Here is a 10,616-nt window from a genome sequence, read left to right as displayed (position 1 = left end):
CCGGGTGACGGCGCCCGCGGGCGCCCCCCGGTTCGCGGCGGAGGTCGGCGCGTGGGCGCTGCCGCTGCCCACCATCGACCCGCAGGTGGTACGCCGTTCGGCGCGGGCGCTGGAACGGTACGGCCCGGACTTCCGCTACCGGCACTACGCCGCCGTGAAGCACCTGCCGGTCGCCCTGGGCGGGGTCGCCGCCCTCGGCGCGGTCACGGCCGCGGCCCAGCTGCCGGCCGCTCGGCGCTGGCTGTCGGACCGGCTGGAGCCGGGGAACGGGCCGGACGCCGAGAAGCGGGCGCGGAGCTGGTTCACGGTGCGGTTCGTCGGCGAGGGCGGCGGGCGGCGCGTGTTCACCGAGGTCGCGGGCAAGGACCCCGGGTACGACGAGACGGCGAAGATGTTCGCCGAGGCCGCCCTCTGCCTGGCCTTCGACGACCTGCCGCCGACGGCCGGCCAGGTCACCACGGCCGAGGCGATGGGTGACGCCCTGACCGAGCGGCTGCGCGCGGCCGGGATCACCTTCCGGGTGGCCGCGGAACGCTGACCTACGCCGGGGCTCGGGCGGTGGCCGGTCAGGGTCGTCAGGAGGCGGGTGTGCGGCGTGTCGTCCGGTCGGGGGCCGGGTCGCCGGTCAGGTCCGCCGCCGCCCGGCGCAGGGCCTGCCGGCACAGGGCGTCCGCCCGGCGGGTCGTCTCCGGCAGCCGGAACCGCGGGGTCAGCGCGAGGGTGTGCGCCACCGCGCCGGCCAGGCTCACCCGGTGGCCGACGGAGACGAAGACGGGCTTGACGCCCTCCCGGGTGCGCAGGGCGCACCCGACCACCTCCGTTCCGGCCAGCAGCGGTGCCCGGTCGCCCCGCGCGGGCTCCGGATCGTCGTACGTGAACGTGAAGGGGTTCTTGGCGACACCGATGGTCGGCAGGCCCGTGAGCACGCCCAGGTGACTCGCCAGGCCGAAACGGCGGGGGTGGGCCAGGCCGTAGCCGTCGCACACGACCAGGCCGGGCGGGCACGGCAGGCGGTCCAGGGCGGCGCGGACGGTCGGGATCTCCCGGAAGGCGAGGAGCCCGGGGACGTAGGGGAAGGAGACCCGGCCGACGGCCGTGGCCTCGGCGACGACGTCCAGGGTGGCCGCGTCCAGCACGACGGCCGCCGCCGCGACGAGGTCGAGGCCGTCGTCGTAGGCGACGTCGACCCCGGTGACCCGGCCCGTCCCCGGGGCCGGTCCGCTCTCGTCGAGCACCACGCGTCCGCGCAGCTCGTCCTGTACGGCGCGGGCCTCTTCCTCGGTCGCGGGCCAGCCCGCGGGTACGCCAACGATCATCATGCCGGGTGACTGTACGGGGCCGCCGGGCACCGGCGGTCGGGCAGGTGCGGGCCGGCGGCCGTGTCCGTACCGGAACCGGCGCGTGCGACCCGCGGCCTCCCGCCACGCGGCCCTGCCACCCCGCCCGGAACTCCCGGCGCCCGGCCGATCAGCCCTTCTTGCGGTTCAGCGCGCGCTGCAGCTCGTCCTTGTTCATGTGCGAACGGCCCTCGATGCCGCGCTGCTTGGCCTCGTTGTACAGCTGGTCGCGGGTCGGGCCCTGCGGGCCCGTCCGGTTGCCCGACCGCTGACCGCCGCGCTTGCCGGACGACATGTCCTGGGTCGAGCTGCGGCTGGCGGTCCTGGACTCACCGGAGCGGGCGCGTTCCTTGTTCACCGTCCGCGCGGCGATCTCCTTGGCCCGGCCGGCGCTCTCGCCCCGGTCCTGGGCGCTCTCCTTGATGTGCTCGTACTGACGCTCACGCTTGGGGCTGGAACCGGCTGGCATGATCGCTCCCTTCCTTTGCGGCAGGGAACGGGTACCCGCGATCCACGGCGTGTACCGCACCCCGTCCCGGCCGCCGCCTCACCGCTCCAGCCGTGCCACGCGCCCTTGTTCACCGGCGGCCCAGCAACTGTGGTCGGGGGCACAGGTCACGGTGTCGTACGAGCCGGTGTCGACCGTCCGCCAGCTGCGGCCCGCGTCGGTGGTGAGGTCGGTGCCGGTGGGACCGACGGCCAGCGCGGCCGTGCGGCTGTGCGCGAGCCAGGCGGCGCCGGAACGGTAGGCGGGCGGGGCCGTGGTGGCGGGCCGCCAGGTCCGGCCGCCGTCGGCCGTGACCGCGGCGGCCACCGGTGAGGGCCGGCCGGGGCGGTAGTCGCCGCCGACCGCGATGCCATGGGTGCGGTCGCGGAACGCGAGCGCGAAGACTCCCTCGGCCGGATCGGCCGCGGGTACCGGCGCGACGGCGGCCGTCCAGGTCCGCCCCCGGTCGGCGGAGTGCAGCACGCGCGCGTGCGCGCCGCCGCCGGTCGCCAGCCAGACGTCCCTGGGGCCGGAGGTGACCAGGCACTGGCCGCTCGCGGCGAACCCGGCCTCACCCTCCAGCGCGGGCGGCATGCCGCCGGCGGGCAGTACGCGCCAGGACCGCCCGCCGTCGGCGGTGGACAGGATCCGGAACCGTCCGTCCACCGGGTCGCTCACGGCGAGCCCGTGGCGGCCGTCGAAGAAGGCGAGGCAGTCGTAGAAGGCTTTCGGCTCGGTGTTGCGGAAGGACTCCGTCCAGGTCGAGCCGCCGTCGTCGGTGCGGTAGACGCGGGACGCCTCGCCCTCGCCGACGGCCAGCACCACCGCGCGCCGTGCGCCGAACGCCGTCACGTCCCGGAACTCCAGGCCGGCCGCTCCGGGCGGAGACACGTTCCGCCAGCTGGCACCGCCGTCGGTGGTACGCAGCACCGTGCCGTCCGTGCCGGCCAGCCAGGCGGTGTGCCGGTCGACGGCCGCGAGGCCGCGGAAACGGATCTGCGGGGTGCCGGTGTCCTTGACCGCCCAGTGCGGGTGCCCCCGGCCGGGGCCGGTCCGGCCCGCGGTCCACCGGTCCGCGTCCAGCGCCCTCGCGTCCGGCTGCGCCACCCCGGTCCGGCTCCCGCTCGCCGGGCCGGTGTCTCCCTGTCCGGGCGGCCGTCCGAGCGGCCGGGCCTCGGCCGCCGGGACCGTCAGGACGGCCAGCACCGCGGCGCCCGCCACTCCCGCCGCCACCAGTCGGTCCCCACGTCCCGCGCGTCGCGTGCTCCCCAAGCGCCTCATGGCGGGCGAAGCTAGTGCAGTGCCCCGGCCCCGTCCAGAGGGCCCTCCGGGACGACGCGCCGCCCGTAGGGACGGGGACCGTGTGACGCCTGTGCATGAAGGCGGTGACCGAGGTCACTCGTCACCCGTGTGCACGCATCGGCCGTTTCCGTCGTCTCTTCCAGTGCCGGGTGCCGCACACCCGGACGCAGTCCAGCCGTCACGAGGGAGCAAGGCGTTGTCCACCGTCATCGAGCAGCCCGTAGAGGCGCGTCTCGTCGCCGCCGCCCCGCGCATGCCGAGCATTCCCGCCACGCTGCGCTACGACCGGCGCGACCCGTTCGCGGTCCGCATGACGTTCCCGGCGCCGGCCACCCTGGAGGGTGTCGAGGTGTGCTGGACCTTCTCCCGCGAGCTGCTTGCGGCCGGGCTGCGGGGGGCCGAGGGCCACGGTGACGTCCGTGTCCGGCCGTACGGGTACGACCGGACGGTGCTGGAGTTCCACGCCCCGGAAGGCACCGCCGTCGTGCACGTGCGCTCGGGTGAGATACGGCGGTTCCTGGCGGCGGCCGACGAACTGGTCCCCGTCGGCCTGGAGCACCTCCAGCTCGACCTGGACCACGACCTCGCCGAGCTGATGCGGGACGCCTGCTGAGCGCCACGCGCGCGTGAGGGTGGCGCCCGCCGCTGCCGCGCCCCGCCCGCCGTCCCCGTGCCGTTCCCCGCCAGGATCAAATGCGTTGACAGCCCTCCTGGCCCCTCGTACGGTTTACAGCGGTTCTGTTGTCGTCGATCGGAGAAGGACGTTGCTCGTCTGAGGTCCTGAGGCACCGCGTCGCACCGGTGAGGTGTGTGCGCGGCGTACGACCTCGGCGTCCGAGCCGTCCTCCGGCACAGGCCCCCCTTTTTTTCCCGGGCGTCTGCCTGCCCTGGCCCTTCGGTTTCCGCCTCGCGGTGTCTCGACACGCGTCAACCCGACCGCATCTTTCCTGCGAGGCGCTCATGTCTGCTTCCCTCACCTGTACCTCCCTGTCCTTCACCTGGGCCGACGGCACCGCTGTCTTCGACGGCCTGGACGTCTCCTTCGGCCCCGGCCGGACCGGGCTCGTCGGCGTCAACGGATCGGGCAAGTCCACCCTGCTCAAGCTGCTGGCCGGGGAACTCACCCCGGCCGAGGGCAGCGTCAAGGCGGCCGGCGAGATCGGCTGCCTCCCGCAGAACGTCACGCTCGACACCGCGCTCCGCGTCGACCAGGCCCTCGGCATCGCCGGACAGCGGGCCGCCCTGCACGCCATCGAGGCGGGTGACGCCGCCGAGGAGCACTTCGAGACCGTCGGCGACGACTGGGACGTCGAGGAGCGCGCCCTGGCCACCCTCGGCGAACTCGGCCTCGGCCACATCGGCCTGGACCGGACCGTCGGCGAGGTGTCCGGCGGCGAGTCGGTGCTGCTGCGGCTCGCCGCGCTGCTGCTGCGCCGCCCCGACATCCTGCTGCTCGACGAACCCACCAACAACCTCGACCTGTACGCCCGCCGGCGGCTCTACCAGGCCGTCGCCGGCTGGCCGGGCGTCCTGGTCGTGGTCAGCCACGACCGGGAACTGCTCGACCTCGTCGACCAGATCGCCGAGCTGCACTCCGGGGAGGTCACCTGGTACGGCGGCAACTTCTCGGCGTACGAGGAAGCCCTCGCCGTGGAGCAGGACGCGGCCGAGCGGATGATGCGGGTCGCCGAGGCCGACCTGCGCAAGCAGAAGCGCGAACTGGCCGACGCCCAGGTCAAACTGGCCCGCCGCAAGCGGTACGGGCAGAAGATGTACGACCAGAAGCGCGAACCGAAGATCGTCATGGGGAACCGCAAACGGGCCGCGCAGGAGTCCGCCGGCAAGCACCGGATCCTGCACGAGGAACGGCTCGCCGAGGCCAGGGAGCGCCTGGACGAGGCGGCGGAGGCCGTACGGGACGACGACGAGATCCGGGTCGACCTGCCGTACACGGCCGTACCGCCCGGCCGGCAGGTCCTCACCCTGGAGAACCTGCACACCGCCTACCACGCGCGCGTGGAGGGTGTTCTCGACCTGCGCGGCCCGGAACGGATCGCGCTCGTCGGGCGCAACGGCGCCGGCAAGACGACGCTGCTGCGGACCGTCGCCGGAGAACTGGCGCCGGTGAGCGGCACGGCGACGGCCCACGTCCCGCTGCGGTTCCTGCCCCAGCGGCTGGACGTGCTCGACGACGCTCTGTCGGTCGCCGAGAACGTCGCCCGGTTCGCGCCGGGCGCCACCAACAACCGGATCCGGGCCCGTCTCGCCCGCTTCCTGTTCCGGGGCGCGCGCGCCGACCAGAAGGCGGCGACCCTCTCCGGCGGTGAGCGCTTCCGGGCGGCCCTGGCCGCGCTGATGCTCGCCGAGCCCGCGCCCCAGCTGCTGCTGCTCGACGAGCCGACCAACAACCTCGACATGGCCAGCGTCCGGCAGCTGACCACGGCCCTGGAGTCGTACGAGGGCGCGCTGATCGTCGCCAGCCACGACCTGCCGTTCCTGGAGTCGGTCGGGATCACGCGGTGGCTGCTGATGGAGGGTGGGGAGCTGACCGGGACGACGCTGGAGGAGCTGACGGAAACGGCCTGACCGGCCGACGCCGGTCTCAGGAGGGGCACAGCCTGACAACGACGGGTTTTGCCCTGACCGGAGCGCGCTGCATGATGACGGACCGGCGCCTTGTGCGAGGCGCCGGACACCGCTCCGCCGCACCGACCGATTCGAAAGGCCCCTCGTGCCCAGCAAGAAGGCCCTCGTCCGCCGCCCCGGTCCCCGCCTCGCCGACGGCCTGGTGACGCACATCGAGCGCGAGAAGGTCGACGCCGTGCTCGCGGGCGAGCAGTGGCAGACCTATGTGGAGGCGCTGCGCACGTACGGCTGGGAGACGATCGAGGTCGAGCCGGCCGAGGACTGCCCGGACGCGGTGTTCGTCGAGGACACCGTGGTCATGTACAGGAACGTGGCGTTGATCACCCGGCCCGGCGCCGAGTCCCGGCGCGCGGAGACCGCCGGGGTGGAGGAGGCGGTCGCCCGCCTCGGCTGCTCGGTGAACTGGATATGGGAGCCGGCCACCCTGGACGGCGGCGATGTCCTGAAGGTCGGCGACACCGTGTACGTCGGCCGCGGCGGGCGGACGAACGCGGCCGGCGTGCAGCAGCTGCGGGCGGCCTTCGAACCGCTGGGCGCCCGGGTGGTGGCCGTGCCGGTGAGCAAGGTGCTGCACCTGAAGTCGGCGGTGACGGCGCTGCCCGACGGCACGGTGATCGGGCACATACCCAAGGTGGACCGGCCGTCGCTGTTCCCGGGGTTCCTGTCGGTGCCCGAGGAGTCCGGCGCGCACGTGGTGCTGCTCGGCGGCGGCAAGCTGCTGATGGCGGCCAGCGCTCCCCGCACGGCGGAGCTGCTCACCGATCTAGGCCACGAGGTGGTGACCGTGGACATCAGCGAGTTCGAGAAGCTGGAGGGGTGTGTGACCTGCCTCTCCGTACGCCTGCGGGAGCTGTACGCCTGACCGGGTGATCCCGTCGTCCCGACAGCCCCCGGACCTGTGGGTCCCGGGGCTGCCCGGCATGTCGGCGCAGGCCCGACCGGGCGGGCTGATCAGCGGTTCTTTACGGTCGCCTTAACCTACGGCTTCGTAACCTACGGGTTCGTAGGTACGATCACGTAGGTTCCCGGCACCGCTCGCCGGACCGTCCCCTCCCCCCTGTTTCCTCGTCCCCCTGGAGTTCCTGTGACGATCACCTCCCCTCACCTCGGCAGCCCGTCCGTGTGGACCGACGCGCGGCTGCTGTTCGCGCTGGAGGAAGTGGTCGAGCAGGAACTGAACCGGCATCTCAAGGTCGCCAAGGACTGGATGCCGCACGAGTACGTGCCGTGGGGCGACGCCCGCAACTTCCCCGGCTTCTTCGAGGACGGGGAGTCCTGGGAGAAGGACCAGTCCAAGGTGACGGAGATCGGCCGGATCGCCCTCGTCGTCAACCTGCTGACCGAGGACAACCTCCCGAGCTACCACCACGAGATCGCCTCGCTCTTCGGACGCGACGGCGCCTGGGGCACCTGGGTGCACCGCTGGACGGCCGAGGAGGGCCGGCACGGCATCGTGATGCGCGACTACCTGCTGGCCTCGCGCGCGGTGGACCCGGACAAGCTGGAACAGTTCCGCATGGCGCACATGAGCGAGGGCTTCGAGTCCGACAACCGGCACTCGATGCTGCACTCGGTCGCCTACGTCGCCTTCCAGGAACTGGCCACCCGGATCTCGCACCGCAACACCGGCCACCAGTCCGGCGACCCGGTCTGCGACCGCATGCTGGCCCGCATCGCGACCGACGAGAACCTGCACATGGTCTTCTACCGCAACCTGCTCAAGGCCGCCTTCGAGCTCGCCCCCGACCTGACCATGCAGGCGGTCCGGGACGTCGTGGTCGACTTCCGCATGCCCGGCCACGGCATCCCCGGCTTCGAGCGGGCCGCCGCGCAGATGGCGATCGGCGAGGTCTACAACCTGCGCATCCACCACGACGACGTGATCCAGCCGGTGCTGCGCTTCCTGAAGGTCCTGGAGATCGACGGCCTCGGCCCCGAGGGCCGGCAGGCGCAGGAGGAACTCGGTCTGTTCATGGGCGGGCTGGACGCGGAAGCCGCCAAGTTCGACGAGAAGCTGGCCGCGCGCAAGGCCCGGATGGCGGCGCGCGCCGCGGGCTGACGCCCGCGCGGGACCCGTGTTCCCGCCCCCCGGGGCGGGTCAGCGGCGTACCGGGGACGGAGCCGGCGGCCCGGACGGCGGGCCGGCCGGGGAAAGCCGTCAGTGAGCGGCGCGCCGGAGGGCGAGCCGCTCCTTCTCCGACAGACCGCCCCAGACACCGAACCGCTCGTCGTTGGCCAGCGCGTACTCCAGACAGGCCGGGCGCAGCTCGCACATGGCGCAGATGCGCTTCGCGTCGCGCACCGAGCTGCCGGGGTCGGGGAAGAAGAAGTCCGGCCCGGTCTGCGCACACAGGGCCTGCGCCTGCCAGGTGTCGTCGGCCGGGGTGATGGTTTCGAAGTGCATGGCCAGGAGCCTGCCCCACGACGAAAAACGTTCGATCAACGCCCGCTCAACGACGGGTCCGGGGCCTCCGGCCGCCCCGATGATGCTCCCCGGGGACCGGCGCGCGCACGGCGGCGCGCGGAGCGGTGGGAAAACCGGGAGAACGCGTGCCGTCGCACCGGGTGGGAGCGGCGCGCCGAGGCGGGCCCGGCGGCGATCGCCGGTGGGCGGTGCCAGACTCGGCAGTGCACAGGACCGGACCCTTTCGAGGAGGGCCGAGATGCTCACCACCCGTTTCGCCGACGGTGCCCCCGACTGGATCGACGTCGGCAGCCCCGACATCGACACCACCACGGCCTTCTACGGCGCCCTCTTCGGCTGGCGGTTCCGGTCCGCGGGGCCGGACGCCGGCGGATACGGTTTCTTCCAGCTGGACGGCCGGACGGTGGCGGGTGGTATGCCGGCCGGCCCCGGGCAGGGGCCCCCGGCCTGGACGGTGTACTTCCGCAGCTCGGACGCCCGCGCCACCGCCGAGGCGGCCGGACAGGCCCACGGAAGCGTGCTGTTGCCGCCGACGGACGTGATGGGGCAGGGACACATGGCGGTCCTCGGCGACCGGGCGGGCGCGCCGTTCGGGATCTGGCAGCCGGGGCGGACCGAGGGCGTGGACCTGGCGGGTGAGCCGGGCGCGCTGTGCTGGGTCGAGCTGTACACGCCGGACGTCGCGGCGGCCGCCGCGTTCTACCGCAGGGTGCTCGGCCTGGAGACCTCCGGGGTGGACTTCCCGGGCGGGACGTACACCGGCATCGGTCCGGGCGGTGCCGGGGACGACGCGATGTTCGGCGGGATGGTGCCGCTGGCCGACGCCTCCGGCGAGGCGCAGGACGGTCCGCACTGGCTGCCGTACTTCGCGGTGACGGACACCGACGCCGTGGCCGCACTGGCGGAGCGTCTCGGCGGGGCGGTGCGGATGCCGCCGACGACCGTGCCGGGCGTGGGCCGAACGGCCAGGCTCGCCGACCCCTTCGGCGCCCGTTTCGCGGTGCTCGCGAGCGAGGCGTCCGCGGGCTGAGCCGTGGTCGCACACAGGCGCGGTGTACGCGCGAGCGAAGCGTCCCCGCCGCGTCCCGGTCAGGCGGAGGCCCGGCGTATGCGCGGCCAGGTGTCCGCGGGTTGAGCCGTGGTCACGCGGAGGCTCGGCGTATCAGGGTGGTCGGCAGTATCACGCCCCTGCCCGCCGTGCCCGGGGTGCCGGCGGCCGGAGGCTCCGTGTCCCGCCCCCCGGACAGGCCCCGCAGCAGCAGACGTGCCATCAGCCGGCCCATCTCCTCGATGTCCTGGCGGACCGTCGTCAGCGGCGGGTCGGTCTGCTCGGCGACCGGCACCATGTCGTCGAAGCCGACGACGGCCACGTCCTCGGGCACGCGCCGGCCGCTCGCTCGCAGCACCCGGAGGGCACCGAGGGCGGTGAGGTCGTTGGCGGCGAACACGGCGTCGACGTCCGGGCAGCGGTCGAGGAGTTCCCGCATGGCGCGTTCGCCGCCGGCCGGGGTGAAGTCGCTCTCCACGACCAGCCGGGGGTCGCACTCCCCCGGGACGCCGGCCATGACGTCCCGGTAGCCGTCGAGCCGGTCCACCGCCGATGTCTGGTCCAGCGCACCGGTGATGTGCGCGACGCGGCTGCGGCCGAGGCCCACGAGGTGCCGTACCGCCGTGCGCGCCCCGCCCCGGTTGTCGCAGTCGACGTAGACCACGCCCCGGCCCGCCTCCTCCCCCGCGTGTCCTCGGTCGGCGGCGCGGGTGTCCTCGTCCCAGTCGGGGCGTCCGCCGAACACGGTGGGCACCCCGGCGTCGCGGATGAGACCGGGCAGCGGGTCGTCCAGATGCAGGGAGAAGACGAGCGCGCCGTCGACATGCCCGCCGGCGAGGTAGCGCGCCACCCGGGCGTGGTCGGCCCGGCCCTCGGTGAGCAGCAGCACCAGCTGGTTGTCGTGCGCCGTCAGCTCCTTGCTGATGCCGCGCAGCTGGAGGGCGAAGAAGGGGTCGGCGAAGACCCTGCTCTCGGGCTCGGCGATGACGACCGCGACGGCGTCGTGCCGCCGGGTGACGAGGCTGCGCGCCGCCTGGTTGGGGACGTAGCCGAGTTCCTCCACGGCCCGCCGGACCCGCTCGGCCAGCGGCTCGCGGACCCCGTCGCCGCCGTTGACCACCCGGGACACGGTGGCCCGGGACACGCCGGCCCGTGCGGCCACGGCCTCCAGGGTGGGACGCGACACTGCCTCGGGCACTTCGGGACTCCTCATCGGCGGCTGGCGATCAGGATAGCCGCGGGGTGCCGGTCCGGCCGGTGCCGGAACGGGGCGAAGTCGAACGGCTCGGCCAGGGGCGGGCGGTCCGGCCGGGGGACGTGGGGCCGTACGGACAGAGGGGCACGAGGCCAGGGGTCGTGGGGCCGTGGGGC

Annotated in this window: 10 protein-coding genes and 1 pseudogene; 6 read left to right on the top strand and 5 right to left on the bottom strand. The window is 74.0% G+C overall.

The window, feature by feature from the left end; translation table 11 throughout:
• Positions 1-538 (top strand): annotated as a pseudogene (locus tag GT045_RS13460) (saccharopine dehydrogenase); the annotation flags it as partial.
• Between the two features lie 37 nt (positions 539-575).
• On the opposite strand, the gene GT045_RS13455 reads toward GT045_RS13460, so the two are convergent.
• From GT045_RS13455 to GT045_RS13445, 3 genes are all read right to left on the bottom strand, one after another.
• Positions 576-1,319: an endonuclease V gene (locus tag GT045_RS13455; protein WP_161334305.1), complete on the bottom strand. Its 744-nt coding sequence runs from the start codon at positions 1,317-1,319 to the stop codon at positions 576-578.
• Positions 1,320-1,467: 148 nt separating this feature from the next.
• Positions 1,468-1,806 (bottom strand): plasmid stabilization protein, encoded by a 339-nt coding sequence (locus GT045_RS13450; protein WP_161297715.1) that lies wholly within the window; start codon positions 1,804-1,806, stop codon positions 1,468-1,470.
• 78 nt (positions 1,807-1,884) lie between these two features.
• Positions 1,885-3,105: an oxidoreductase gene (locus GT045_RS13445; protein ID WP_202527962.1), complete on the bottom strand. Its 1,221-nt coding sequence runs from the start codon at positions 3,103-3,105 to the stop codon at positions 1,885-1,887.
• Positions 3,106-3,322: 217 nt separating this feature from the next.
• Here GT045_RS13445 and GT045_RS13440 point away from each other — a divergent pair, with 217 nt between their 5' ends.
• The 4 genes from GT045_RS13440 to GT045_RS13425 all read left to right on the top strand — a co-directional run bounded on the left by GT045_RS13440 (position 3,323) and on the right by GT045_RS13425 (position 7,831).
• Positions 3,323-3,739, top strand: a complete 417-nt coding sequence (locus GT045_RS13440) for an SsgA family sporulation/cell division regulator (protein ID WP_161291288.1) — start codon at positions 3,323-3,325, stop codon at positions 3,737-3,739.
• A gap of 347 nt (positions 3,740-4,086) precedes the next feature.
• Complete coding sequence (locus GT045_RS13435) at positions 4,087-5,712, top strand: ABC-F family ATP-binding cassette domain-containing protein (protein WP_161334304.1); 1,626 nt, start codon at positions 4,087-4,089, stop codon at positions 5,710-5,712.
• A 145-nt stretch (positions 5,713-5,857) separates the two neighbouring features.
• A complete protein-coding gene (gene ddaH, locus GT045_RS13430) occupies positions 5,858-6,634 on the top strand; it encodes a dimethylargininase (RefSeq protein WP_161334303.1) in 777 nt (258 codons plus the stop codon).
• Positions 6,635-6,856: 222 nt separating this feature from the next.
• On the top strand, positions 6,857-7,831 hold the full coding sequence (locus GT045_RS13425) for an acyl-ACP desaturase (protein ID WP_161291294.1): 975 nt from the start codon (positions 6,857-6,859) through the stop codon (positions 7,829-7,831).
• A gap of 99 nt (positions 7,832-7,930) precedes the next feature.
• On the opposite strand, the gene GT045_RS13420 is transcribed toward GT045_RS13425, so the two are convergent.
• Positions 7,931-8,176, bottom strand: a complete 246-nt coding sequence (locus tag GT045_RS13420; protein ID WP_161291296.1) for a WhiB family transcriptional regulator — start codon at positions 8,174-8,176, stop codon at positions 7,931-7,933.
• Positions 8,177-8,435: 259 nt separating this feature from the next.
• Between GT045_RS13420 and GT045_RS13415 the strand changes: the two genes are divergently transcribed.
• Positions 8,436-9,227 (top strand): VOC family protein, encoded by a 792-nt coding sequence (locus GT045_RS13415; RefSeq protein ID WP_161334302.1) that lies wholly within the window; start codon positions 8,436-8,438, stop codon positions 9,225-9,227.
• A gap of 112 nt (positions 9,228-9,339) precedes the next feature.
• Here GT045_RS13415 and GT045_RS13410 read toward each other — a convergent pair whose 3' ends face one another.
• On the bottom strand, positions 9,340-10,458 hold the full coding sequence (locus GT045_RS13410; RefSeq protein ID WP_161334301.1) for a LacI family DNA-binding transcriptional regulator: 1,119 nt from the start codon (positions 10,456-10,458) through the stop codon (positions 9,340-9,342).
• Between the last annotated feature and the right edge of the window lie 158 nt (positions 10,459-10,616).

This window comes from Streptomyces sp. SID486, from assembly GCF_009865385.1.
Taxonomy (GTDB): Bacteria; Actinomycetota; Actinomycetes; order Streptomycetales; family Streptomycetaceae; genus Streptomyces.
Note: the sequence above shows the minus strand (reverse complement) of the source record. Positions and strands in the feature narration are given on the sequence as shown.

Coding starts and splice junctions, on each gene's coding strand:
- GT045_RS13420 (WP_161291296.1), bottom strand. CDS start 8,176: ATGCACTTCGAAACCATCACCCCGGCCGACGACACCTGGCAGGCGCAG.
- GT045_RS13410 (WP_161334301.1), bottom strand. CDS start 10,458: ATGAGGAGTCCCGAAGTGCCCGAGGCAGTGTCGCGTCCCACCCTGGAG.
- GT045_RS13455 (WP_161334305.1), bottom strand. CDS start 1,319: ATGATGATCGTTGGCGTACCCGCGGGCTGGCCCGCGACCGAGGAAGAG.
- GT045_RS13450 (WP_161297715.1), bottom strand. CDS start 1,806: ATGCCAGCCGGTTCCAGCCCCAAGCGTGAGCGTCAGTACGAGCACATC.
- GT045_RS13435 (WP_161334304.1), top strand. CDS start 4,087: ATGTCTGCTTCCCTCACCTGTACCTCCCTGTCCTTCACCTGGGCCGAC.
- GT045_RS13445 (WP_202527962.1), bottom strand. CDS start 3,105: ATGAGGCGCTTGGGGAGCACGCGACGCGCGGGACGTGGGGACCGACTG.
- GT045_RS13415 (WP_161334302.1), top strand. CDS start 8,436: ATGCTCACCACCCGTTTCGCCGACGGTGCCCCCGACTGGATCGACGTC.